This is a genomic window from Corynebacterium sp. CCUG 51687 (genome assembly GCF_024453995.1).
Lineage (GTDB): Bacteria > Actinomycetota > Actinomycetes > Mycobacteriales > Mycobacteriaceae > Corynebacterium > Corynebacterium pseudogenitalium.
In genome coordinates this window covers 1-23,968 of the sequence record NZ_JAGPYT010000013.1, presented here as the reverse complement: position 1 = coordinate 23,968, position 23,968 = coordinate 1, and the positions used below count along the sequence as shown (strand labels likewise).

At 60.7% G+C, this 23,968-nt stretch carries 28 protein-coding genes and 1 tRNA gene; 17 read left to right on the top strand and 12 right to left on the bottom strand.

Annotated features, from left to right (window positions below; translation table 11 throughout):
• The first annotated feature begins 2 nt into the window (after positions 1-2).
• Positions 3-830 (top strand): DNA-formamidopyrimidine glycosylase family protein, encoded by an 828-nt coding sequence (locus KBX13_RS10240; protein WP_256022059.1) that lies wholly within the window; start codon positions 3-5, stop codon positions 828-830.
• Here the strand turns inward: KBX13_RS10240 and KBX13_RS10235 are convergent.
• The 3 genes from KBX13_RS10235 to KBX13_RS10225 all read right to left on the bottom strand — a co-directional run bounded on the left by KBX13_RS10235 (position 775) and on the right by KBX13_RS10225 (position 3,487).
• Positions 775-1,413 carry a DedA family protein gene (locus KBX13_RS10235; protein ID WP_141742262.1) on the bottom strand — a complete coding sequence of 213 codons (639 nt, stop codon included), beginning with the start codon at positions 1,411-1,413 and terminating at the stop codon, positions 775-777. The two genes, KBX13_RS10240 and KBX13_RS10235, sit on opposite strands and share 56 nt — an antisense overlap.
• 67 nt (positions 1,414-1,480) lie before the next feature.
• Positions 1,481-3,121: a glucose-6-phosphate isomerase gene (pgi, locus tag KBX13_RS10230; RefSeq protein WP_071573782.1), complete on the bottom strand. Its 1,641-nt coding sequence runs from the start codon at positions 3,119-3,121 to the stop codon at positions 1,481-1,483.
• A 72-nt stretch (positions 3,122-3,193) separates the two neighbouring features.
• A complete protein-coding gene (locus tag KBX13_RS10225) occupies positions 3,194-3,487 on the bottom strand; it encodes a chorismate mutase (protein WP_070362837.1) in 294 nt (97 codons plus the stop codon).
• A 61-nt stretch (positions 3,488-3,548) separates the two neighbouring features.
• On the opposite strand from KBX13_RS10225, the gene pcrA reads away from it, so the two are divergent.
• Positions 3,549-5,879: a DNA helicase PcrA gene (gene pcrA, locus KBX13_RS10220; RefSeq protein ID WP_256022057.1), complete on the top strand. Its 2,331-nt coding sequence runs from the start codon at positions 3,549-3,551 to the stop codon at positions 5,877-5,879.
• On the opposite strand, the gene KBX13_RS10215 is transcribed toward pcrA, so the two are convergent.
• Both KBX13_RS10215 and KBX13_RS10210 read right to left on the bottom strand, forming a co-directional pair.
• Complete coding sequence (locus tag KBX13_RS10215) at positions 5,880-6,569, bottom strand: M23 family metallopeptidase (protein ID WP_070976111.1); 690 nt, start codon at positions 6,567-6,569, stop codon at positions 5,880-5,882.
• Positions 6,570-6,876: 307 nt separating this feature from the next.
• Positions 6,877-7,593, bottom strand: a complete 717-nt coding sequence (locus tag KBX13_RS10210) for a M23 family metallopeptidase (RefSeq protein WP_256022055.1) — start codon at positions 7,591-7,593, stop codon at positions 6,877-6,879.
• 232 nt (positions 7,594-7,825) lie between these two features.
• Here KBX13_RS10210 and KBX13_RS10205 point away from each other — a divergent pair, with 232 nt between their 5' ends.
• From KBX13_RS10205 to purH, 3 genes are read left to right on the top strand one after another with little or no spacing between them, the layout of a single operon-like run.
• Positions 7,826-9,091, top strand: a complete 1,266-nt coding sequence (locus KBX13_RS10205) for a DUF6350 family protein (protein ID WP_256022053.1) — start codon at positions 7,826-7,828, stop codon at positions 9,089-9,091.
• Between the two features lie 15 nt (positions 9,092-9,106).
• Positions 9,107-9,700, top strand: a complete 594-nt coding sequence (purN, locus tag KBX13_RS10200) for a phosphoribosylglycinamide formyltransferase (RefSeq protein WP_070479243.1) — start codon at positions 9,107-9,109, stop codon at positions 9,698-9,700.
• On the top strand, positions 9,697-11,223 hold the full coding sequence (gene purH / locus KBX13_RS10195) for a bifunctional phosphoribosylaminoimidazolecarboxamide formyltransferase/IMP cyclohydrolase (protein WP_070362831.1): 1,527 nt from the start codon (positions 9,697-9,699) through the stop codon (positions 11,221-11,223). The genes purN and purH overlap by 4 nt, the downstream gene beginning before the upstream one ends.
• A 157-nt stretch (positions 11,224-11,380) precedes the next feature.
• Here the strand turns inward: purH and rpsR are convergent, their stop codons facing one another.
• Genes rpsR through rpmB form a run of 4 tightly spaced genes read right to left on the bottom strand, consistent with a single transcriptional unit; the run spans position 11,381 to position 12,354 of the window.
• On the bottom strand, positions 11,381-11,632 hold the full coding sequence (gene rpsR / locus KBX13_RS10190) for a 30S ribosomal protein S18 (protein WP_070362830.1): 252 nt from the start codon (positions 11,630-11,632) through the stop codon (positions 11,381-11,383).
• Positions 11,633-11,644: 12 nt separating this feature from the next.
• The gene (rpsN, locus tag KBX13_RS10185; RefSeq protein WP_070362829.1) at positions 11,645-11,950 is read right to left on the bottom strand and encodes a 30S ribosomal protein S14; all 306 of its coding nucleotides are present in this window, start codon (positions 11,948-11,950) and stop codon (positions 11,645-11,647) included.
• Between the two features lie 3 nt (positions 11,951-11,953).
• A complete protein-coding gene (gene rpmG, locus KBX13_RS10180; RefSeq protein WP_070362828.1) occupies positions 11,954-12,118 on the bottom strand; it encodes a 50S ribosomal protein L33 in 165 nt (54 codons plus the stop codon).
• On the bottom strand, positions 12,118-12,354 hold the full coding sequence (rpmB, locus tag KBX13_RS10175) for a 50S ribosomal protein L28 (protein WP_070362827.1): 237 nt from the start codon (positions 12,352-12,354) through the stop codon (positions 12,118-12,120). Before rpmB ends, rpmG begins: the two co-directional genes overlap by 1 nt.
• Before the next feature lie 374 nt (positions 12,355-12,728).
• Here rpmB and KBX13_RS10170 point away from each other — a divergent pair, with 374 nt between their 5' ends.
• The 7 genes from KBX13_RS10170 (at position 12,729) to KBX13_RS10140 (ending at position 17,735) form a co-directional block, all read left to right on the top strand.
• On the top strand, positions 12,729-13,001 hold the full coding sequence (locus tag KBX13_RS10170) for a type B 50S ribosomal protein L31 (protein WP_038589209.1): 273 nt from the start codon (positions 12,729-12,731) through the stop codon (positions 12,999-13,001).
• 19 nt (positions 13,002-13,020) lie between these two features.
• Entirely contained in the window at positions 13,021-13,194 is a 174-nt protein-coding gene (gene rpmF / locus KBX13_RS10165) for a 50S ribosomal protein L32 (protein ID WP_070362826.1), read from the top strand.
• Positions 13,195-13,296: 102 nt separating this feature from the next.
• Complete coding sequence (locus KBX13_RS10160; protein WP_256022051.1) at positions 13,297-13,995, top strand: response regulator transcription factor; 699 nt, start codon at positions 13,297-13,299, stop codon at positions 13,993-13,995.
• Positions 13,992-15,575 (top strand): HAMP domain-containing sensor histidine kinase, encoded by a 1,584-nt coding sequence (locus KBX13_RS10155; protein WP_256022050.1) that lies wholly within the window; start codon positions 13,992-13,994, stop codon positions 15,573-15,575. The genes KBX13_RS10160 and KBX13_RS10155 overlap by 4 nt, the downstream gene beginning before the upstream one ends.
• Positions 15,576-15,658: 83 nt before the next feature.
• Positions 15,659-16,867 (top strand): S1C family serine protease, encoded by a 1,209-nt coding sequence (locus tag KBX13_RS10150; RefSeq protein ID WP_083290956.1) that lies wholly within the window; start codon positions 15,659-15,661, stop codon positions 16,865-16,867.
• A 64-nt stretch (positions 16,868-16,931) separates the two neighbouring features.
• Positions 16,932-17,501 carry a molybdenum cofactor biosynthesis protein B gene (locus KBX13_RS10145; protein WP_070362823.1) on the top strand — a complete coding sequence of 190 codons (570 nt, stop codon included), beginning with the start codon at positions 16,932-16,934 and terminating at the stop codon, positions 17,499-17,501.
• Between the two features lie 18 nt (positions 17,502-17,519).
• A complete protein-coding gene (locus KBX13_RS10140; protein WP_255366152.1) occupies positions 17,520-17,735 on the top strand; it encodes a hypothetical protein in 216 nt (71 codons plus the stop codon).
• A 5-nt stretch (positions 17,736-17,740) separates the two neighbouring features.
• On the opposite strand, the gene mscL is transcribed toward KBX13_RS10140, so the two are convergent.
• From mscL to KBX13_RS10125, 3 genes are read right to left on the bottom strand one after another with little or no spacing between them, the layout of a single operon-like run.
• On the bottom strand, positions 17,741-18,145 hold the full coding sequence (mscL, locus tag KBX13_RS10135) for a large-conductance mechanosensitive channel protein MscL (RefSeq protein WP_070362822.1): 405 nt from the start codon (positions 18,143-18,145) through the stop codon (positions 17,741-17,743).
• A gap of 53 nt (positions 18,146-18,198) precedes the next feature.
• A complete protein-coding gene (locus tag KBX13_RS10130) occupies positions 18,199-18,804 on the bottom strand; it encodes an SAF domain-containing protein (protein ID WP_070362821.1) in 606 nt (201 codons plus the stop codon).
• A gap of 35 nt (positions 18,805-18,839) precedes the next feature.
• On the bottom strand, positions 18,840-19,415 hold the full coding sequence (locus KBX13_RS10125; RefSeq protein WP_256022047.1) for a 5-formyltetrahydrofolate cyclo-ligase: 576 nt from the start codon (positions 19,413-19,415) through the stop codon (positions 18,840-18,842).
• Positions 19,416-19,479: 64 nt separating this feature from the next.
• Here KBX13_RS10125 and KBX13_RS10120 point away from each other — a divergent pair, with 64 nt between their 5' ends.
• The 5 genes from KBX13_RS10120 (at position 19,480) to KBX13_RS10100 (ending at position 23,848) form a co-directional block, all read left to right on the top strand.
• On the top strand, positions 19,480-20,451 hold the full coding sequence (locus KBX13_RS10120; RefSeq protein WP_070362819.1) for a UTP--glucose-1-phosphate uridylyltransferase: 972 nt from the start codon (positions 19,480-19,482) through the stop codon (positions 20,449-20,451).
• 26 nt (positions 20,452-20,477) lie between these two features.
• Complete coding sequence (glp, locus tag KBX13_RS10115; RefSeq protein WP_070362818.1) at positions 20,478-21,779, top strand: gephyrin-like molybdotransferase Glp; 1,302 nt, start codon at positions 20,478-20,480, stop codon at positions 21,777-21,779.
• A 75-nt stretch (positions 21,780-21,854) separates the two neighbouring features.
• Positions 21,855-22,448, top strand: coding sequence for a GNAT family N-acetyltransferase (locus KBX13_RS10110; protein WP_370687339.1), 594 nt, complete (start codon positions 21,855-21,857; stop codon positions 22,446-22,448).
• A gap of 94 nt (positions 22,449-22,542) precedes the next feature.
• Entirely contained in the window at positions 22,543-23,712 is a 1,170-nt protein-coding gene (gene glpR, locus KBX13_RS10105; protein ID WP_256000365.1) for a gephyrin-like molybdotransferase receptor GlpR, read from the top strand.
• A 63-nt stretch (positions 23,713-23,775) separates the two neighbouring features.
• Positions 23,776-23,848 (top strand) — tRNA-Ala (locus KBX13_RS10100).
• The last annotated feature ends 120 nt before the right edge of the window (positions 23,849-23,968 follow it).

Sequence of the window (23,968 nt, the reverse complement as noted above, 5' to 3'; positions counted from 1 at the left end):
CTATGCCTGAAGGGGATTCCGTCTATCAGCTGTCAAAGCGCCTGCAGTGGATGCAACACCGTGAGGTCACTGCCACGAGTGTTCGCGTGCCGCGCTTCGCCACCGTCGATTTCACCGGCATGATCTGCGAGCGCGTCTGGCCCTACGGCAAGCACCTCTTCATGGAGTTTTCCCGCGAAGGCCACGAATCACAAGTGCTACACACGCACCTCAAGATGGAAGGCACATGGGCGATCCATCGAGCGGGCACCCGCTGGCGCAAGCCCGGCCACACTGCCCGGGTGGTGCTGCGCCTCGCGGACGCGCCGAAGCCTGATATCGAGCTCGTCGGGCATTCGTTAGGCCTCGTTGAGGTGTTCCCCGCGCGCGAGTACCCGCAGCGGATGGGCTACCTGGGCCCGGACATGCTGGCACGCGACTTCGACCAGGAAGAGGTCGTGCGCAGGATCAGCGAGCACCCGCACCTCGAGATGGGGCGCGCGCTGCTCAATCAGCGCTTCGTCGCGGGCATCGGCAATGAGTACCGCGCAGAAATTCACTTCATCGCTGGTACGCACCCGTCGCGCACGGTGGGTGAAGTGGACGTCGAAAAGCATGTGGCGATCGCGCGGCGCCTCATGTGGGCAAACAAAGACTCCCCGGTGCGAGTGACCACGGGGATCAAACGCGCCGGGGAGACCAGCTACGTATTTGGAAGGAACAACAAGCCGTGTCGGCGGTGCGGCACGCTCATCGAGAAAGGATTCCTCGGGGGAGCGGGCGACTTAGAACGAGTTATTTGGTGGTGCCCTCAGTGCCAGCCGCCTTCTCCTTCATGGAGCGGCGAATGAAGTACGCCAGGAAGCCGAGCATGATCAGGATCAGCAGGACGTAGACCACGGTCGAGTACGTATCCACGTAATGGGAGACCGTCTCCCAGCTTTCACCGAGGTACATGCCGAGCGTGATCAGGATTGCGTTCCAGATTGCGGAGCCGAGCCCGGTCCACAGAGCGAACATCGCGAGGTTCATGCGGTCCAGGCCTGCTGGGATCGAGATGAGGGAGCGCACCCCCGGAATCAGGCGGCCGAAGAAGACTGAGGATCGGCCGTGCTTATCAAACCACTCGAGGGACTTATCGACGTCTGACGCCTTCACCAACCACATCCAGTCAGCGATTGCACGCAGGCGCTCGGCGCCCAGCCAGGCACCGAGGCCGTAGAGAAAGAACGCGCCCGCGACGGAACCCATCACCGACCAGATGAACACCGCCGGGTAGCTCAGCGAGCCCTGCGCGACCGTGAAGCCGGCCAGCGGCAGCACTACCTCGGAGGGGATCGGTGGGAAGACGTTCTCCAGGAAAATTGCTATCCCGACGCCGGGGGCGCCGAGAAGCTCCATCAGGTTGACAATCCAGTCGATGATGGCTTGCACGTTCACTCCTTAGTTGTAGGTAAAACAACTGCCTATCTTGCCCTACTAAGGAGTGATGCACCAAGCGCTAGCGACGGTTTTCGCGGTACCAGCCAATCAGTGCGTCGGTGGAAGCATCGCCGGTTGCTGGAGTTTCTTCGCCCGCGACTGCCTTGGCCAGGTCGTTTGCCTGCTGCTTGCCGAGCTCGACGCCCCACTGGTCAAACGAGTTGATGTCCCAAATCACACCTTCGGTGAACACGATGTGCTCGTAGAGCGCGATGAGTGCGCCGAGCGTGAACGGGGTCAGCTCCTCGGCCAGGATAGTTGTGGTCGGACGGTTGCCTGGCATGACCTTGTGCGGGGCCAGCGTGGCGTCGACCCCCTCGGCCTCGATGGCGGCCTGGTCCTTGCCGAACGCGAGCACCTTCGTCTGTGCGAAGAAGTTGCCCATCAGCAGGTCATGCATGGAGCCTTCGCCGGTCATGGTCGGGAAGTCTTCCTTCGGGGTGGCGAAGCCGATGAAGTCCGCCGGCACGAGCGAGGTGCCCTGGTGCAGCAGCTGGAAGAATGCGTGCTGGCCGTTCGTGCCTGGCTCGCCCCAGAAAATCTCGCCGGTGTTGTAGGTCACCGCGGTGCCGTCGTGGCGCACGGACTTGCCGTTGGACTCCATGGTCAGCTGCTGCAGGTAGGCAGGGAAGCGAGAAAGGTCCTCGGAGTACGGCAGGACGGCGTGCGTCTCGGCGTTGTAGAAGTTGCGGTACCAGACGTTGAGCAGGCCCATCAGCACCGGCACGTTCTGGGAGAACTCGGTGGTGCGGAAGTGCTCATCCATGGCGTGGAAGCCCTCGAGCATGCGCATGAAGTCCATCGGTCCGATGACGGCCATCAGGCTCAGGCCAATCGCGGAGTCCATAGAGTAGCGGCCGCCGACCCAGTTCCAGAACGGGAACATGTTCGCGGTATCGATGCCGAACTCGGCGACCTTTTCCGCGTTCGTAGACACTGCGACGAAGTGCTTCGCCACAGCGGAGGCGTCGCCGTCGAACTGCTCGATGAGCCAGCGCTTCGCCACGTGTGCGTTGGTTAGGGTCTCCTGGGTGGTGAACGTCTTCGATGCGATGACGAACAGCGTCTCTTCAGGGTTGCAACGGTCGAGGACTGCGGCGATGTCCGCCGGGTCGACGTTGGAGACGAACTCTGCGGTAATGCCCGCGGTTGCGTAGGCGCGCAGCGCCTTGGTTGCCATCGCAGGGCCCAGGTCCGAACCACCAATACCAATGTTGACGATCTTCTTAATGGTGTGTCCGGTGTGGCCCAGCCATTCGCCGGAACGCAGCGCCGATGCGAAGTCACGCATCCGGCCCAGCACCTCATGCACGTCCGCCGCCACGTCTTGGCCGTCGACCTCAAGGTTGGCCTCTACCGGAAGGCGCAGCGCCGTGTGCAGCACCGCGCGGTCCTCGGTGTCGTTGATGTGCTCGCCCGCGAACATCGCGTCGATCTTGGTGCGAAGCTGTGCGGTTTCTGCGAGGGAGACGAGCGCATCGACGACGTCGGCGTCGATAAGCTGCTTGGAAAGGTCAACGTGCAGTCCTGCTGCGTCGAAGGTGAGCTTCTTCGCGCGGTCTGCGTCGCGGTCGAAGAGCTCGCGCAGGGTCGTATCAGCCTTGGAGGCGTGGAGCTTCTCCAAGTTAGACCAGGCTGGCGTGGCGGTGATATCGGACATAGTTCCTCCTTGAAACGGATGGTTGTCTGCCTTGATATGGTACTACGAAAGTTGGGGAGTGCGTTGTTGGGGCTAGCCCAGCTTTCCGCGTCCCAGGCGCAGCAAGATATTTGCCAGCGCCGGGCCTTCCTCCCCAAGCTCATCGCGGAATTGGTTAATGATCGCGACCTCGCGGGTGTGCACAAGCTTTGTGCCGCCTGACCCCATCCGCGTCTTGCCGATCGCCTTCGACACCTTGGTGCGACGCTTAATCGCGTCCAAAATCACACGGTCGAGACGGTCAATCTCTTTGCGGTACTGCTGGATCTCCGCATCGGAGAGCGGATCGTCCGTCCCGGACGGCATGCGGATTTCGAAGTCACTCATGGTTGCTCATTATGCCACTGCTCCAGCGGTTGTGTCCGGGGTGTGAGTTAGGGTGTGTGACATGAATGATCTGACGCTAGGACTCAACCCCCAACAGGAAGCCGCCGTGCGCCACAGCGGCTCGCCTCTTCTAATTGTCGCGGGCGCTGGGTCCGGCAAAACCGCAGTGCTGACCAGGCGCATCGCTTTCTTGTTACAGGAGCGCGGTGTCGCACCCTGGCAGGTCCTGGCGATCACATTTACCAACAAGGCCGCCGCGGAGATGAAAGAGCGCGTCGAGGCGCTGATCGGGCCGCAGACCGAGCGGATGTGGGTGGCAACCTTTCATTCGATCTGCGTGCGGATCCTTCGCCAGCAGGCCCAACTCGTCCCCGGGCTGAACACGAACTTCAGTATCTATGATGCCGACGATTCCCGCCGGCTGCTCTCGATGATTGCTAAAGAGAACAATCTCGACCTGAAGAAGTTTTCACCCCGGGTGCTCGCGAACGCGATCTCGAACCTCAAGAACGAGCTCATCGACGAGCAGCAGGCGGCCGATGACGCGCAGCGCACCCACAACCCATTCGACTCCACTGTTGCCAAGGTGTTTGCTGAGTACCAGCGCCGCCTGCGCTCGGCAAACGCTGTCGACTTCGACGACCTCATCGGGGAGGTCGTGCGGATTTTTAAGGAGCACCCGCAGGTTGCGGATTATTATCGACGCCGCTTCCGCCACGTACTCGTGGACGAGTACCAGGACACGAACCATGCGCAGTACGAACTCATCCACACCCTGGTGGGCAAGGGGCCTGAGGCTTCTGAGCTTGCCGTAGTTGGCGACTCCGACCAGTCGATTTACGCGTTCCGTGGCGCGACGATCCGCAACATCGAGGAGTTTGAGCGCGACTACTCCGACGCAACCACCATCGTTTTGGAGCAGAACTACCGCTCGACGCAAACCATCTTGGACGCTGCCAACGCGGTGATTTCCCAGAACACCGGTCGGCGCCCGAAGAAGCTGTGGACGGACCACGGCACCGGCGACCAGATCGTCGGCTACGTCGCGGACAACGAGCACGACGAGGCTCGGTTTATCGCTGGCGAGATCGACCGGCTCACAGACAGTGGAGTGCCCTACTCCGACATCGCGATCATGTACCGCACCAACAATGCATCGCGTGCGTTGGAAGACATCTTCATTCGCACCGGGATCCCGTACAAGGTGGTAGGCGGCACGCGCTTCTATGAGCGCAAAGAGGTTCGCGATATCGTGGCCTACCTCAAGGCGCTAGAAAACCCGGACGATACGGTCAGCCTGCGCAGGATTATTAACGAGCCAAAGCGTGCCATCGGGGATAAGGCGCAGTCCACGGTGGCGCTGTACGCGCAGACCTACTCGGTGAGCTTCGGCCAAGCGCTGCGGGTTGCGGCAGATGGCGGCATTGACGCACTGGGTACGCGCGCGAAGAACGCCATCAATGGTTTTGTCACCATGATGGATGAATTGCGCGAGGAAATGGCAGCGGACCAGCGAGAAGAGGCTGGCAACACTGACCTCGGGGAGCTGGTCTCCACGATTCTGGACGTCACCGGGTACAAAGCGCAGTTGGAGCAGTCGAACGACCCGCAGGATGCCACGCGCTTGGACAACCTGAATGAGTTGGTGTCGGTCGCGCGCGAGTACTCCTCGGAGTCCGCGCTCCAGCTGGCGTACCTCAGCGATGAGGAGATCTCAGAGATCTTTGACGAAGGCGAACCGTTACCAGGAACGCTGCAGGCTTTCTTAGAGAAGGTGGCGCTCGTCGCCGACGCTGACCAGCTACCGGAAAACGATCAGGGCGTGGTCACGTTGATGACGTTGCACACCGCAAAGGGGCTTGAATTTCCCGTCGTGTTTGTGACTGGGTGGGAAGACGGGCAGTTCCCGCACCTGCGCGCCTTGGGGGATCCGGCGGAGCTCGCCGAAGAGCGTCGCCTGGCGTATGTCGGCATCACCCGTGCGCGCAAGCGCCTTTACCTGACGCGCGCGATGGTGCGGTCCTCATGGGGGAGCCCGGTGACAAACCCGGCGAGCCGATTCCTTGGGGAGATTCCGCAGGAACTCATCGATTGGAAGCGTGAGGAGCCCACGTATTCTTCGGGCTCTTCGCATTCACCGTGGTCAACTGGTGGCCGGAGCCGTAGCAACGGATTTGGGCGGTCGCAGTCGCGCGGCGGTAGCAGCAGGACCAAGGTGAACAAGGACCTGCAGCTGGCGGTCGGGGACCGGGTCAACCATGCAAAGTACGGGCTGGGTACCGTACTGGCCGTCGATGGCACCGGCGTGCGCGAAACAGTGACGATTGACTTCGGGTCCTCCGGGACAGTCCGCCTGATGCTGATCAGTGGCGTCCCGATGGAAAAGCTCTAGCTACTGGATGCGGATACCGGCCTGCGCGAACCACGGCACAGGGTCTACTGGTGTCACGCCATCTGGGTGGATCTCGAAGTGGAGGTGCGGCCCGGTGGAGAAGCCTTCGTTGCCGATCTGCGCGATCTGCTGGCCGGCCGTCACGCGTTGGCCGACGCTGACATTGTAGACCGCCATGTGGCCGTAAACGGAGACCTCGCCGCCGTCGTGCTTGATTACGACCCAGTTGCCGAAGCCCTGGGCCGGGCCGGCGTTGATGACGGTGCCATCCATCACGGCGTAGATCGGGGAGCCGAGGTTGTTCGCAATATCGATGCCTTGGTGGACGGTGCCCCAGCGTGGGCCGAACCCGGACGTAAACGTCCCCGTTGCCGGGGTGACGACCGTGCGGCCATCGGCGGTGCGGCCACGCTGGTAGCGGACGCCACCGTTCGCACCTTCCTGCTGGAAGGAGAGACCGAGGTTTTCCTGAATGACGCGCGGGTCGTACACGAGTGAGTAGTCTCCGACGCGCAGGGTTGCACCGCTATCCAGAATCGTGTCTGCTGCTTGCGCAACGGCCTTCACGGCCTGATTGTGGTCAATCGGAGCGCCGTTCAGCGTGAGACCTACAGCGTTCGCAGGGGAAGCGGTGAGAGTGAGCATGGACGCAGTCGCGACGGCAAGTGCCGAAAGTACTGTGCGATTCATACGGAGAAGCAACCTTTTCTAAAAAATCCGGGTGGCCACGCTGCAGCCACATACAGCGAAAAAACTTAGTCACCTCCCGTGGGCTTAGCAATGCGTAACTGCAGGTAGGGAGGGAAAAGTATGTTCGAATGCTTCTAGAATAACCGCAAACTCGCTGGCTGGGCGCCCGTGACGAATGTGACAGATGGGAACAATGGTGCCAATGTGGTTTATGGCGGGGGTAGGTGACGGTACCCCCGGCTGGTGTGTCGAAAAAGAAAAACCGTCGCAACTCATGTACGAGTCACGACGGTTTGAAACCTTGGGGTTAGAGCTGAATACCTCGCTCTGCGAGCCACGTCGCCGGGTCAACAGGGGTGTTGCCGTCGGGATGAATCTCGAAGTGTAGGTGGGAACCTGTCGAGAAGCCCTGGCTACCCATACCTGCGATGAGTTCTCCGGCGTGCACAACCTGGCCAACGGTTGCGTAGAGGGAATCCATGTGGCCGTATACGGAGACAGAGCCATCCTCGTGTCGGATGCGGATCCAATTACCGTAGCCCTGTGCCGGGCCGGAGTCGATGACGGTGCCGTCCATGACGGCCAGGATTGGGGTGCCATTCACGTTGGCGATGTCGACGCCAGAGTGGAAAGAGCCCCAGCGTGGGCCGAAACCGGAGGTGAACACACCCTCAGCTGGCTTCACAACCAGCGGTGCGCGAGCGGCTTCATCGGCGCGTGCGACCTCCTCGGAATGTGCGACTGCCTTCACGAGCTGATCCGCAAGGTTCTCAACCGGCTTGTATTCCGCGATAGCGAGGATCTGTGGCGCAGCCTCATCGGTCAGTGCCGTGAGCTGGTCGGTGTCTGCGGCGAGGGTGTAGCTGCCAGCTTGCTGGGAGCTATCGCCCTGAAGCGCAGCTGCGGCAGCGCCAGAGAGCCCAGCAGTGGAGACGGCGCCAGTGGCAACGGCAACCATTGCGACGCGACCCTTGTTAGGGGACTGCTTGCGGTGCTTGCCAGCTGATTTCGTTGAGTGGAGCATGGACCCTCTTTAGACTTCCCGTTGGTTACAGAACTGTAACGATTGTAACCTTCCTGTTATCTACGAGAGGTAACTGTAATGAATCGAATGCGCTAAGGCAAGCTATAACCTGAGTATTTCTTAATCGTTTTCTTTGCGTATTACGTTACATCGCCTAAAACGCCAGGCAGTGAGTGGAATGCGGTAGTGTCGAACGGCAGAAAACGGTCAACCAATGGCAATATAAGGCGCAATGTCGAAGAAAACAAGACCTCAATCATCACCGGTGGACCGCTCCTCGCGGGGCAGCGGTCGCGGTTTCCTGAGTAATGCACGGCGCGGTGCGAAGTGGGCGTCGAAAAGAAAGCCTGATGCCGACACCGTTCCGCCGGAGGAGCGCACCTGGAAGACGCGTATTCGGACGTACCTCCCTTATATAGGTATCCCGACGCTCGATGTCATCCTTGGCATCGTTGCAGTCTGCGCCGCGACGCTCCTGATTGGTGGATGGAAGACTGCGTACCTGCCCGCCGCAATCGGGCAAACATGGTTTGCCCTTCACGGAGTATCCCTCACGATCGACGGCGTGTACTTGTCTCAGGTGCCGCTGCTTCCAGCCATTGGGATCGCCGCCCTCATGGCGTGGCGAGTACGTGCCGCAACCGCGAAGCAGGTCAGCATCTTGGATCTCGCGGTGATCGCTGGCCTGGTGATTGTGCTGCCGCTGCTTGCAAGCGCGATGGCGCTGTTCATGGTGACTGACGCCTCCGCAGTCTTCGCGATAGAACCACCACCCGCATGGCAAGCGCTAGTGCTACCGCCTTGCATCCATCTCATCGGCTTCCTCTTTGGTATTCGGCATGTGCTTTGGCAGGCCCTCGCCACCACGGTCCGTGTGCCGGTGGTGGCCGTCGATACGGCCCGCGCTGCGAGCCTGCTTCTCCTCTTTCTATGCGCGGGGAGCGGACTTGTGCTGCTCCTCGTGCTCGCCGCGCGCTACCAGAGCATTGGCGAAGCCTACGCGGCATACCCCAACTCCGGGTGGGGGAGCGCCATCATGCTGCTCCTCCTGAGCATCTTGTACCTTCCGAATGCTGTCGTGGGCACGCTCGCAGTGCTTCTCGGCGGTTCCTTCCACGTCGGCAGTGGGGAAGTGTCGCTTTTCGACGTCCTCTCCGTCCCCTTACCCCCGTTCCCACTCTTCGCGACAATCCCTGCGACAGTCGCGCCGTGGGCAGCCGTCCTCCTCGTCGTGCCCGTGACCATCCTGTGCGCGTTCTTCGTGCGGCGGACGTCAACGATGGTAGAAGTGACCGCCATTGGCTCGTGGAGTGCAGCGATGTTCGCCGTCTGTCTCCTACTCGCGCGTGGGCACGCGGGGGCGTACGGCGTCGTTGGCGCTGACCTAGCTTCCGCAGTGCTTTTCCTCTTTATATGGACCGTCGGCGTGGGCGGATTGGTGTGGCTTGTGCGCTTTGTGCGAACTTTCTTGAACCGCTCACACGCGGAAGAAGAATGACTACACTGATGAACCGTGAGTGCTGATAAAGCTTTATCTGTGGCCGTCCTTGTTTCTGGTACTGGAACGCTCTTGCGGGCGATTATGGACTACCAGGACGCCCACCCTTGTGCATACCGTGTTGACCTAGTTGTTGCGGACCAAGTGTGTCCGGCAATCGAGAGGGCGAAGAACGCAGGCATCCCGACTGCAATCGTAGAAATGGAAAAGGACCGCGACGCGTGGAATGCCCACCTTGCGGAAACCGTCTCTAGTTGCAGCCCGGACCTTGTTGTTTCCGCAGGGTTTATGCGCATTTTGGGGCGCCCATTCTTGGATGTCTACGAAGGTAAAACAATTAACACTCACCCTTCGCTCTTGCCTGCTTTCCCAGGAGCGCACGCGGTGCGCGACGCCCTCGCTTACGGCGTCAAGGTCACCGGCTGCACCGTCCACTTTGTCGACGACGGGATGGACACAGGCCGCATCATTGCGCAGCGCCCCGTGCTGGTGCAGCCAGGGGATACGGAGTCCTCGCTGCACGAACGGATTAAGCAAGAAGAGCGCCGTCAGGTTACTGAGCTACTAGCTACTGCTTCGATACATGAAGGAAAGGTCACTTTCGAATGAACAACGAACGCACACCTATTCGTCGAGCGCTCGTGAGCGTGTACGACAAGACCGATCTTGAGCCGCTTGCAAAGGCGCTCCACTCGGCCGGTGTGGAAATTGTCTCTACTGGTTCGACTGCTAAAAAGATCGCCGCAAGCGGTGTGCCCGTCACCGAAGTATCGGAAGTCACCGGATTTCCAGAGGTACTTGAAGGCCGCGTGAAGACGCTGCATCCACACGTGCACGCAGGCATCCTGGCAGACCTCCGCAAGGACAGCCACAAGCAACAGCTCGAGGAACTCGGAGTTGCACCGTTCGAGCTCGTTGTGGTCAACCTGTACCCATTCGAGGAAACGGTTGCGTCCGGCGCGGAGTTCGATGAATGCGTCGAGCAGATCGACATCGGCGGTCCTTCCATGGTCCGCGCAGCAGCGAAGAACCACCCATCAGTGGCGATCCTGACCTCCCCGGACCAGTACCAGCTGGCGCAAGAAGCAGTTGAGCAGGGTGGATTCACCCTCGAGCAGCGCCGCGAACTGGCGGCTGCGGCGTTCGCGCACACCGCAGAGTACGACGCCGCCGTTGCAGACTGGTTTGCGGAGCAGCTCGGCGACGACGAGGACGGTGCGCTGCGCTACGGTGAGAACCCGCACCAGGCGGCAAGCGTCATCAACGAGGGCTGGGGCCTTGCCGACGCCACTCAGTACGGCGGCAAGGAAATGAGCTACAACAACTACCAGGATGCCGACGCCGCGTGGCGCGCAGCCTGGGACCACGAAGAACCGTGCGTCGCAATCATCAAGCACGCCAACCCGTGTGGCGTCGCAGTATCTGGGGTGTCCATCGCTGACGCGCACCGAAAGGCGCACGCCTGCGACCCTGTATCTGCGTACGGCGGCGTCATTGCGACGAACCGCGAGGTCACGCTCGAGCTTGCCGAGCAGGTCAAGCCAATCTTTACCGAGGTCATCATCGCGCCTTCCTACGCGCCGGATGCGCTCGAGCTGCTGCAGACCAAGAAGAACCTTCGCATCCTCGAAGTGGAGCCAGGCCAAGACACCGAAGAGATCAAGCAGATCTCCGGCGGCTTCCTTCTCCAGGAGCGCGACGCGTTCCAGGCCGAGGGCGATAACCCAGAAAACTGGAAGCTAGTGGCAGGCGAAGCCGTCGACGACGCAACCATGTCGGACCTCGTGTTCGCGTGGCGTGCAGTACGCTGCGTGAAGTCGAACGCAATCCTCGTTGCGCACGACGGCGCTACCGTCGGCATCGGCATGGGGCAGGTCAACCGCGTCGATTCGGCGAAGCTGGCCGTCGACCGCGCTAACTCGCTCGACGAGGGCCGCAACCGTACCAACGGTGCCGTCGCCGCCTCCGACGCGTTCTTCCCATTCGCAGATGGATTCCAGATCCTCGCGGACGCCGGAGTGCGTGCCGTCGTGCAGCCTGGTGGTTCCATCCGCGACGAGGAAGTCATTAAGGCCGCAGAAGACGCTGGCGTCGCAATGTACGTGACCGGTACGCGCCACTTTGCGCACTAGTATCGCCTAACCCGAGACATACTGAAGGCCCCCACGGTCGTGGGGGCCTTTTGTCGTGCCGTGCGTCAGCTTCAACAGGGCATGAAAAACTCCCGCGCCTGGAGACCAGGGGCGGGAGTTCGTCGAAAGACTCTACGCTGTTATCGTCAACCGAACTTTAGCGGCTGGTGAACGGCAGAAGAGCCATCTCGCGTGCGTTCTTCACCGCAGTAGCAACTTCACGCTGCTGCTGTGGGGAAAGACCGGTAACACGGCGGGAACGGATCTTGTGACGATCAGAGATGAACAGACGAAGGGTGTCGAGGTCCTTGTAGTCGACCTTCTCGATGCCCTTGGCCTTCAACGGGTTCTTCTTCGGGCGGCGGGACTGCTCCATGCGCGCCTTGCGATGGTTATTATTGCGCTTCATTGGTCATCCTCCTTACCACGAAGACTTACGGACGCCAGGCAGCTCACCGCGGTGAGCCATCTCGCGCATACGGACACGGGAAATACCGAACTTACGGAGGTAACCACGTGGGCGACCATCGCGGGAGTCGCGGTTGCGCACGCGAACAGGGGAGGCGTCGCGAGGCTGGCGGTTCAGCTCAAACTGAGCGTCCAGACGGTCCTCGTCAGAGGTCTCCGGGTTGCGGATGATTGCCTTCAGCTCGTTACGACGCTCAGCGTAGCGAGCGACGATCTCCTTGCGCTTTTCGTTCTTGGCGATCTTGGACTTTTTAGCCATAACTTATCGCTCCTCGCGGAATTCGACGTGCTTGCGAACAACCGGATCGTACTTCTTTAGGGAGATGCGATCTGGGTTGTTGCGCTTGTTCTTACGGGTTACATAGGTGAAACCTGTGCCCGCAGTGCTCTTCAGCTTGATGATCGGGCGAATATCGTTGCGTGCCATTAGATCTTCTCACCTCGTGCACGGATCTTAGCGACGACGGACTCAATTCCGTCGCGGTCGATGACCTTCAGACCCTTCGTGGAAACGGTCAGAGTGATGGTACGGCCCTCGGAGGGCAGGTAGAACCGGCGCTTCTGTACGTTGGGGTTCCAACGACGCGAGTGGCGGCGGTGCGAGTGGGAGACGGTCTTGCCGAACTGCGGCTTCCGTCCCGTGACCTGGCAATGTGCCGACATGGGTTGACTTCTTTCTCTTCTGCCGCCCACGCACTGATCACTGAAAAGTTAGATACGGAAATGCGGAGTGAGGGTCCGCGACAAAGTATCTGAGTAATCGGTTGACGTAGGCGTATACGTGTACTTCGACAACAGCGAGAGTCAACAATACACGTCCAGCAAGGAAATGCATAATTCTATTTCGCACACCTACCGGTTGTTTGTCGGTGGCGTTGGTGGAACTTGATTATGTAAAACCGGATTCACCCTGTAATATGTGCAAAGTTGTCCAGTGAACAGCTGGGCGGACATGAATCATTCGCACCCAACTCAGGCACGATCCCCAAGCGGGGAACCGACCTGAAGTATCAATCCTGAGGGAGACGAACTCACATATGAAAAAGGATATCCATCCGGATTACCACCCGGTAATCTTCCAGGACGCGAACACGGGCCACAAGTTCCTGACGCGCTCCACCAAGACCTCCGACCGCACCGATACCTGGGAAGACGGCAACGAGTACCCGCTCATCGTCGTTGATGTGACCGCTGAGTCCCACCCGTTCTGGACCGGCGCACAGCGTCTCATGGACACCGCTGGCCGCGTTGAGAAGTTCAACCAGCGCTTCGGCGGTATGGCTCGCCGCAAGAAGAAGACCGCAAAATAGGGCGTAAGGAGAAACAACAATGGCAACCCCTAAGTTTAAGAAGTCCCGCGCGAACACCCGTATGCGTCGTTCGCAGTGGAAGGCTGACAATGCGCCGCTGATCACCGCGAAGGTTGACGGCCAGGAAGTACGTATCCCACGTCGCCTGCTCAAGGCTGCACAGGCTGGCTTGATTGACGTCGAGCAGTTCTAAAAGCGCCTTACTATAAGCGTTCGCCGGGCCCAACGGGCCCGGCTTTTTCATCTTTTTGACAGTCCGGTGTTAAAAGTCTCTCAGATAGGCAATAATGGGCGTATGAAGATTCTTGTTGCCGATGATGAGCAAGCCGTTCGTGAATCCCTGCGGCGTTCCCTTCGCTTCAACGGGTATGATGTACTGCTTGCTTCCGACGGCGAAGAGGCGCTCGACGTCATCCGTGACGAACAACCCGATCTGACGATTCTGGACGTGATGATGCCGAAGATCGATGGGCTCGATGTGTGCCGCACATCGCGCTCCTCGGGATACGACCGTCCTGTGTTGATGCTGACAGCGCGAGATGGTGTCGCGGACCGTGTGGCGGGCTTGGATGCCGGCGCTGATGACTACCTGCCGAAGCCTTTCGCGCTTGAGGAGCTGTTGGCACGCGTACGCTCGCTGCTGCGCCGCGCTCAGGCTGACGCTATCCAGTCGCAGTCTGCTCCGAAAACAAAGTACGAGTTTGAGGACTTGTCTGTAGAGACCGATACCCGTGACGTCTTCCGTGGCGACCGCGCTATTTCCTTGACCCGTACCGAGTTCGCGCTCCTTCTCGTTTTGATTGAGAACCCGCGCAAGGTGCTGTCGCGCCAGCAGATTCTTGAAGAGGTGTGGGGATATGACTTCCCGACGTCCGGCAACGCCTTGGAGGTCTACATCGGGTGCCTCCGTAAGAAGACTGAGGCGGGCGGGGAGCCTCGCCTGATCCATACAGTCCGTGGGGTTGGCTACGTGCTTCGGGAGACTGCACTGTGATTTTGCGCCAGTCGGCGGATCACTTTGAGCGCACTACCGGCATGTCCCTTGAGGGGGTGGTTCGCCAAGTGTCGGCAGCCGAGCAAGATCAGGAACCCCCGCGTCCGAACCTGCCGACGATCCTGTTCGATACCTATATTCGTGGTGCGTACCTCGGGTCGGAGATGACGCTTCGCCAGCAGCTCGCGGTGCTGACCGGCGTGCTCGTGGCCCTCACGATTTTGGTCACGGCATCGGTGAGTTACTGGGCGTCGTCGACGTCGATTATCGGCATGATGGACAACGACCTGCGCACGCAGGGCGCGATGCTCGCGTACGACTCGCAGGAAATGTCCAGCGATGAGGAGCTGGCGGCTGAGGTCGAGACTTTTCGACGCCGCAACCCTCACATCCTCGCCACGGCTTCACGCGCGGAGTCGAACCGGTTCGTGGGAGATGAAATTCCCGTGGGTGGGGACTTTGCTCGAATGAACTACGGAGCGGACGTCTCCGCACACACCCTGCACGGTAACCGTGTGCTGGTTACAAGGCTGGATGATGGAACAGTCGTGGCCCTGTCGAAGGCGGTCGACCCGACGCGTCAGCTGCAGCGCAGTATTGCCGCGGCGCTGTTGGTGCTGCTCAGCTTGGGCTGGATAGTGTCGACGCTGGTGGCGTTCCTGGTTTCGAGTTCCGGTATGCGCCCGCTGCGTAAATTGCACCTTGCGCTGAAGGAAGTGACCAGGACGAAGGAGCTGAAGCCGCTTCCGGTGCAGGGCCATGATGAGATGGCGCGTATTACGAACGCGTTTAATGACATGATGGCTTCGTTGCAGGATTCGCGCACCAGGCAGGCACAGCTTGTTGCCGACGCCGGCCACGAGCTGAAAACGCCGCTGACCTCCATGCGCACCAACATTGAGCTGCTCATGATGATGTACTCCGCTGATCGGCAGGATCAGATTAGTGCGGAGGACCGCGCCGATCTTGAGCGGGATGTGCTGGCGCAGATGACAGAAATGTCGACGCTTATCGGAGACCTGGTGGATCTCGCGCGGGAGGATTCCTCGAACGTTGAGTTTGAGGAGATCCGCCTGGATGTGATCCTGGAGGAGGCCGTGCGCCGTGTTGAGCGTCGTCGGCCTGACGTTACGTTCCAGTTCAACGCTGACCCGTGGCTGATTATGGGTGATCGGTTCGCGATGGGCCGCGCTCCGCTCAACCTGATCGACAATGCGGCCAAGTGGTCGCCAGAAGGCGGAACGGTAAGGATTTCGTTGAAGGCAGCGAAGAAGTACGCAGTGTTGGTTGTCGACGATTCCGGCCCGGGCATTGCTCCGGAGGAGCGCGAGCGGGTTTTTGAGCGCTTCTACCGTTCGGCGGAGTCGCGTTCGATGCCTGGTTCGGGCTTGGGGCTTGCGATCGTCAAGCAGGTGATGGACCGGCATGGTGCCCGGATCTTCGTGGAGGAGTCGGATGACCACGGGGCGCGCTTCCGTGTGGTCTTCCCGGGGAAGGCTCCGGATGCTGATGAGGATTTTTATCTGGAAGAAGAAGGCATCGAAATTCCGCGATTGCCGAACAAATCCCAGCTCAGCTAACACAGTGAACATTCAGGAAACATTGCGAGAGAACGAGTTTACTTTTTAGTGCTACCACAGTGGCGTCGTGCATACTACTGCACATGACGAACCCGTATTCACCACAATCAAATACGCCACAACAAAACCCGTACGAGGCCTCCTATCCACAGGAGGCCTCCCCGGAAACCGCATTCGTGCAGTCTGCACCGCAGCAAAAGCAGCGGCGTGGGCTGGGGGCGGCTACAGTGGCGTGCTCCGTAGTGCTTTCGCTGTTGGCCGGCGCCGGCGCCGGGTACGCAGTCGTCGCTGCGAACGATAACGGCGAACAGCAGCACTACAACGCACTTGAGAACCCGAGCCTCGCATCGCCAGAGACTGCGCCTGATGGCTCCGTTGAGCAGGTTGCGGCCGCAGTGCTGCCTTCGGTTGTATCCATCACTGTGGCGACGCCGAATGGTATCGCGGAAGGGTCGGGGTCGATTATTTCCTCCGACGGCTACATTTTGACGAACCACCACGTGATCGGCGCTGCGGCGACCGAACGGTCCGAGATTCAGGTGGTGTTCAACGACGGCTCGAAGCACTCGGCTACGTTTGTAGCGTCGGACGTCAACACTGATATTGGCGTGCTGAAGGTTGATGGCGTCGAAAATCTCCCTGTGCTTGACTTCGGCAACTCGGACGAGCTGAAGGTTGGCCAGCAGGTTGTCGCAGTTGGTTCTCCACTTGGGCTCTCGGCGACGGTAACCAGTGGCATCATCTCGGCGAAGAACCGCCCGGTGCGTGCGGCCCAGGGCGGTGGGGAGAGCTCGTTGATGGACGGGCTGCAGACAGACGCTGCGATTAACCCTGGTAACTCGGGTGGTCCGCTCGTGGATATGCAGGGGCACCTGATCGGGATGAACTCGGCTATTGCTTCGCTCTCGGCGGGCGGCTTTGGTGGCGAGCAGTCGTCGGGCTCGATTGGTCTCGGGTTCGCGATTCCGTCGAATTTTGCCAAGCGTGTCGCGCAGCAGCTCATTGAAACCGGCAAGGCGTCGCAGCCGATGTTGGGCGTCCGCGTTTCGATTCGCGGCACTCGTATCGACGGCGCCGTGGTCGCCGGAGTTGAGCCTGGTAGTCCAGCAGAAAAGGCCGGTATCCGAGAAGGTGATGTGATTACCAAGCTGGACGGTCGGCTGATTGACTCAGCGGATGCGTTGATTGCGGCGACGCGGTCGAAGGACTTCGGGCAGGTCGTTCAGCTTGAAGTCTTGCGGGAGGGAGAAGAAGCTCCTCATTCCGTAGATGTAACCCTGAGCAACGGGTAAGTTTTGAAGCAAACAATGAAAATGAAACTGTGCGATTTCGCAACGACACGACAGGAGACCTGGCATGCCAACGACAGAAGTATTGCTTGACACGGTTGGGGAGCCCGACGAAGCATCGCTGAAGGCCGCAGAGCTCGCCGAGCAGACTCCGACGCCTCCTGCGGCCATCGCAGTGCTGGTTGGGGACCGCCGATACAGCTCAGAAGGGGATACCACGGGTGACATGCTCGTCGAGTTGCTCAGCGAGTTCGGGTTTACCGTTGACGCGGTGGTGCACGTCAATTCGAGCGAGGCGGAGATCCGCAAAGCGATCGAAACCGGTGTCGTTGGTGGGGTTGACCTGGTGCTGACCGTCGGTGGCACTGGCGTCGGGCCACGTGATACGGCGCCAGAGGCGACGAAGGCCGTGATCGACAAGAACGTGCCCGGTGTAGCGCAGGCGGTTCGTTCGTCGGGCCAGGCGTGTGGAGCGGTGGATGCCTGCACGTCGCGCGGTGTGTGTGGCGTCTCTGGTTCGACCGTCGTGGTAAACCTCGCCGCAAGCCGCCAAGCGATACGCGACGGCGTATCGACGATCGCACCACTAGTCCAGCACCTGATCGGCGAGCTGAATACCTACTCCGTACAGGCGTAATCAGGAACGATGGCGAGCATGAAAAAGCCGCGCCACCAGCGGAGGCGCGTGGAGCGACGGTCGGAAGCAGAGTACGACCGTAGTCCTGAACGCACGCAACTATTTGGTGACGCGGCTTCTGGGCGGACGGGCTATGATGCCGGGCGCAGCGTCGATATCGACGGCGACGGCGAGCCAGAACTCACAGGCAAAGCCTTTTATGAGTACGAGCGACCACCCCATTACGGAGAATAGCAGTACTACTGCTGCGCGGGCTTCTCGGAGAGCAGGTCGCGGATTTCGGTGAGCAGCTCGGTCTCGGTCGGAGCCGGGGCGTCTGGCTGGATGCCGCGCTTATGCTTCTGCATCTCGTCGAGCTTGTTCATCGGAGCGACGATCACGAAGTAGACGACTGCCGCGATCAGCAGGAAGTTAATCGCTGCAGTGATCAGCGCGCCGAAGTCGAGGAAAGTTGCGTCGTTGCCGGAAATGATGTGGAAGCCAAGGCCGGAGTAATCAGCGCCACCGACGGAAGCGATCAGCGGGTTGATGATGTTGTCGGAGAAAGCGGTAACAACTGCGGTGAACGCAGCACCAATAACAACACCGACTGCGAGGTCAATAACGTTGCCGCGCAGAATAAAGTTCTTAAAGCCCTCAAGCATTAGGGTCTCCTTTGTAAGGTTTGGATTTGGACCTAAAAACTATAGGCAACAAACTATCGTGTGGTCAATACAACTGTTAACGGGTCCGTCAGTGATGCGGCCGCAACGTTGGCTGCATCGACACTGCGCAGCAGTACCAGGATTGACCCCTCCTCGTTCGTCGTGACCACCCTTCCGCCACGCGCAATAACTCGCGGGCCTGGCGCGACTACGTCTACGCCGGCGCCGTGATGCAGCATCGGGATGAGCTCCGGTTCCGCGAGCGTGACCGGAACCATGGTGAAGTCGTGCGGGTCGTCATCGCTTTCGATCAGCGAAGCTTTAAGGTCCGGTCCGACAAGACGGGTGTTGGTAACTACTTCGTTCGCGGATGCGCCAGCCGCGAGGACCTGTCCGACGGCGAGGTCTGTGCTGCCCAAGGCGTTTGCGGGAACAACAGAGGGCGGCAGCCTGCGAAGCTCCACGTCCGCCGTGGTGAGCACTGTGCCGGCCTCAACGTCGCGGGCGAAGACAACAGCGGGTGGGTCGGCGGAGCGGGCGTCGAAAAGTATGCTTGCGCCTGCTACCAGCAGTAACACGACGGCGATCGTGCGGCGCACTGTGACGGTGCGGTGGTAGCCGGGCATGCGGAGGTCGCGAAGGAATGAGGCGGGCTTCATGCGTCTTTAGACGCGGGTGTGGCCCGGAAGGTTCCCTAGAGTTGGAAAAATCCGCGGTCTGTCACGATTGCATCGACGGGCACATCGTGAGGTTGCGCTGGCAGCGTGTCGACGACTTCTTCGTCAAACACCACCGCAACAATAGGGATGCGGTGGTCGCGGACCTGCTCAAGCGCCCGGTCGTAATAGCCGGCGCCCTTACCCAAACGTTGCCCGCGGCGGTCCACAGCGAGCGCCGGGATCACCAGTGCAGCGCAACCTTTGAGCACTTCGCTGGAGAACCGGGAACCGACTGGCTCCGCGATGCCAAGCGCGCCGGGCTGCTGTTCTTCTGCGCACGCGGCCCATTGCAGCACACCGCCAGGAAGCGAAATCGGCAGCCACACCGTTCTTGCGTGTTGGGCGAGCTGCAGCGGGTAGTCAGCGGCAGCGGGTTCCGTGCGCAGCGGGTGGTAGGCGCTGATTTCACTGCCCAAGGCGTCGAAGTGATCGAGAGCCTTGAGCGTGTGCTGGAGGATGCTGGCGTCGCGTTGACGCTTTTCGTCTGGTTTGCTGGCGAGGTGGCGTCGAAAAGTAGTGTGTGCTTCGCGGATAGTTTGCTTGGTGTGCAAGTGGGGGAGCCTCCTCACGAGTCGGAAACGGTAGTCGGGCCATACAGAGGTAAAGTAGATCTTTATGCGGAAGTCTAATGAAGAAACCTCCCAGCAGCCTGCGTCGCGTGGCGTGAAGACCGTCGTGGTGCCGGCAGCTGGCATGGGTACACGGTTTTTGCCAGCTACGAAGACTGTTCCTAAGGAACTCCTGCCCGTGGTGGATACACCCGGTATCGAGCTGATTGCCGAGGAAGCGGCAGAGCTCGGCGCTCGCCGATTGGTGATCGTGACAGCTCCGGCAAAAGAAGAAATCATGCGCCACTTCGGCGAGTTCGAGCTGCTGCGCGAGACCCTCGCGGCGCGCGGGAAAGACGACCAGGTGAAGAAGGTCGCCCGCGCCGCGGACCTTATTAATGCAGTCGCCGTGACGCAGGAGAAGCCGTTGGGCCTTGGCCACGCGGTGAGCTGTGCGGAATCTGCCCTCGACGAAAACGAGGACGTAGTTGCCGTCATGCTGCCAGATGACCTTGTGCTTCCTACCGGCGTGATGGAGAAAATGGTGCGCACCCGCGAGAAGCTCGGCGGCTCCGTGCTGTGTGCGTTCAACGTGACGCCGGAGGAAGTCTTTAACTACGGCGTGTTTGATGTCGAAGACGTCGACGAGACTATTGAGGGCGTCGAGGTCAAGCGCGTGAAGGGCATGGTGGAAAAGCCGGCCGTGGAAGACGCACCGTCGACGCTCGTGGCCACCGGACGCTACCTGCTTGACCGGGCAATTTTTGATGCGCTGCGTCGCATTACGCCGGGCAAGGGCGGGGAGCTGCAACTGACCGATGCGATCGAGCTGATGATCCAGGAAGGTCATCCAGTGCACATCGTGGTGCACCACGGCAAGCGCCACGATTTGGGCAACCCGGGCGGCTACATTCCCGCTAATGTGGACTTTGGTTTGCACGACCCGAAGTACGGACCTGCACTGTACACGGCACTCAAGCAGATCATGAACGACTTTGAGGCCGAACACCCCGAACTCACGGGTGATGAACAACGCTAACGAAGGCGTAGAAAGAGGCGTGGCTGATGCGCGGTGTTGATGAGCAGCTTGCCATAATTGGCGACGCAATCCGGACCCCCGAGCCGATCCGAGTGGGGATCGACGACGCGCTGGGGCTGATGTGCGCCGAGGAAGTCGTAGCGACACGCGCGCTGCCCGGCTTTTCGCAAGCAGCCATCGACGGCTACGCCGTCCGCGCGGTCGACGTCGGAGGATCCGCAGGCCTGCGGGTGAAGCCGCGCCAGGCGGAAGAAGACGGCGAGCCGGAGCGCGATTCGCGCCCACGCACCAACGCCGATCGTGCTCTACCCGTGGTGGGGGAGGTTCCCGCCGGTTCCCAGAAGCCGTTGCGCCTGCAGCCACGCCAAGCGGTGCGGGTTGCAACAGGTGCCCCGCTTCCCACACTTGCCGACGCCGTGTTGCCACTGGAATGGAGCGACCGGGGCACCAAGCGGGTTACGCCGCAACGCCCAGTTGCAAGTGGCGAGTTCGTACGTAAGCCGGGGGCTGATATCCAGCCAGGCGACATCGCAGTGCGCCCCCGCACGGTCCTCGGACCTGCACAAATTGGGCTGCTAGCCGCTGCTGGGCGCACAAAAGTACTGGTGTATCCCCGGCCGAGAGTCACCGTGCTGAGTTTCGGCATGGAACTCGTTGACATCGAACGAGAGCCAGGCTTGGGCCAAGTTATCGACGTCGCCTCCTACGTCGTTTCTGCTGCCGCCGAGGAAGCGGGTGCAGATGTACACCGTGTCGGCATCATGAACGCTGAGCCGCGGAAGATGCGGGAAACCCTGGCTGGCTACATTGGGCGCAGCGAGATGATCGTGATCACCGGCGCTGTTGGTGGTTCAGGCGCGCAGACACTCCAAGAAGTGCTGCATGACCTCGGGGAAATCGACACCACTCGAGTGGCCATGCACCCCGGGTCCGTCCAGGGTTTCGGCACGCTGGGTGAGGAACATGTGCCGGTCTTCCTGCTGCCGTCCAATCCGACGGCCGCGCTCGTGATCGCCGAAACCATCGTGCGACCGGCAATCCGCCAAGCGCTGGGCAAGCAGTCTTGGCAGCGCCCGGTGGTTCGCGCACGCTCGATGCGGGCAATTACCTCGCAGCCGGGGCGGCGTGGTTACATCCGTGCACGCCTCATGCGAGACACGGAGACCGGCGACTACTTAGTCGAAGGCCTCGGCGGTGCCGGTGGCGAAACCTCCCACCTCTTCGCAGGCTTCGCGGAAGCCAACGCCATGATTCGCCTGCCGGAGTCCACCGCGGAGATCCGCCCAGGCGACGTGGTGGACGTCGAATTCCTCCAGCAGCGGGGATAGACGTTGGGCCTGCTGCGAAGGATTGAAACTTGGCTGCACGGACCCACACCTGGTTGGCCCGAACGCACTCCGTTCGTGAGACTTCCTAGCGGGGAAACCGTCACGCTGCGGCCCCTACGCTTGCAGGATGGCGGGGAATGGTGCCGTACCCGCCTGCTTGACCAGCAGTGGTTGCAGCCGGTAGAACCAACGATCCATTCCACATGGGAAGCTGCTCACACCAAGAGCGCTTGGGCGGGGCAGTGGACGATGCTCAAAGAAATGGCTGCAGATGGCACCGTCGTACCGATGGTGATAGAGGTCGACGGCCACTTTGCCGGCCAACTGACCCTCGGCGGTATTCAGCGCGGAACCGTCGACGAGTGCTGGATCGGCTACTGGGTGCACAGCCCGTATCAAGGGCGCGGCGTCGCCACGGCCGCGTGCGCCTTGGGCGTTGACCACGCCTTTGCGCGGGTGGGCCTGCACCGCGTGACTGCGACGTACCTTCCAGACAACCCAGCAAGCGGCCACGTCCTGCAGACCGTGGGTTTCCGCGAAGAAGGATTCATGCGGGGAAACATTCATATCGACGGCCGCTGGCGTGACCACTACTTCGTCGCAATGACCGAAGATGACTACCCGACCACGGCTGTAGACAGGCTGCGGCGTTCCGGCCGAATTCGATGACGCGGCCCCGGCGTGGCTCGGGCAGGAAGAGCGGATTGCTCGCTACCGTTAAAGGTCAGTTTCGAGGGTAGTTTTAGGAAGGTGGCTTCGCTGTATGGGTAGCCCGAGCTTGATCATTATCTTGATGATCGTCGTGTGGGTCATCGTGCTGGCACCACTCGTATTTGGCAACAACAAACCAATTCGTCGCTCCGGCGAAGGGTACGACGAGACGAGGGTCCTGCACACCGGTGGTACGGAACCCATGGAGGTTCGTCGCCGCCCACGCGTGACCGCTGCGGACGTGCACCTGCACGACGAGGACGCTGCGGACGTGGAACTCGTCGAAGCCGTCGAACACGAGCCAGCTGCCAGCGAAGTGCTCATCGACGACAGTGCGGTCATCCGAAACTTCTTCTCGAAGAACCAGGAAGACGCTGGCTCCGAAGAAGATGCCGACTCAAACGTTATTGAGGGAGAGGTCATCGAAGCGGAGCCAGTCGAGGATGCGGCAGTTGAAGCGGAGTCCGCTGAGGCTGAGACTGAGTCCGCCGATGAAGTGGATGAGGCTTCAGACGATTCTTCAGACGACGCCGATGCGGTAGCACTCGAGACTGCGGAGGATCCGGAGGCCTCGGTAGCAGAAGCCGAAAGCATCCCCGACTCGTACTACTCCGCAGCTGACTTCGGATACGACACTGGCGTGACGGCAGAGATGGACGCCGAAGAGCTCACTGCCGAGGAAACCGAGGACGAGCAGGACGCTCCAGATGAAGAGGTCGCAGTCACCGACGAAGATCTCGCGTTTGCAGAGGCCCGCCGCGGCCGTGGCGGCTGGGACCCAGACCGTGCACGCCGGGCACGCGAAGACCGCTTTATGCGCCGTCAGCGCACCTTCCTGGGCCTCATCATCGCCTGCGTGGTCACGTTTGTGATCGCGTTCGTCGCAGGCGGCTGGACATGGATCCTGCCTGCGGCCTCCGTCGCCCTGACCACCTGGTTCATGGTTGTGCTGCGCAGCGTCGTCCGTCAGGAGCGTGCGCTGCATCGCCGCCGCATGCGCCAGCTGCGCCGCGCGCGCCTCGGCGTCGCCACTGCAGATTCGACGCACCCCAGGCAGGAGTGGCCGCGTCGATACGGAGAATCCGTAGCCCTCGACCTTGACGACGCCCACCCCGACTTCACCGACCTCCCCGAAGCATCCTCCGCAATCTTCGAGGACCACACGGATTCCCCCCACTACCCATACGGCGAGGATGACAACCGTGCCCCACGAGCGAGCTAAATCGCCTGGGTAACCGGACGATTTAGCATCAGCGGAGAAGAGGAGTAACGTCTTCTCCAGCGAGGGGCTATAGCTCAGTTGGTAGAGCGTCGCGTTCGCAATGCGAAGGTCAGGGGTTCGATTCCCCTTAGCTCCACAGTTCCGTAAAACCCCAGGTCGTTGGCGGCCTGGGGTTTTGTGGGTTAAGCGACAAAATGTGTGCTTTTCTCGGCGTGTCGACTTAAGTGACAAAATGTGTGCTTTTTCAGGGGTTGGG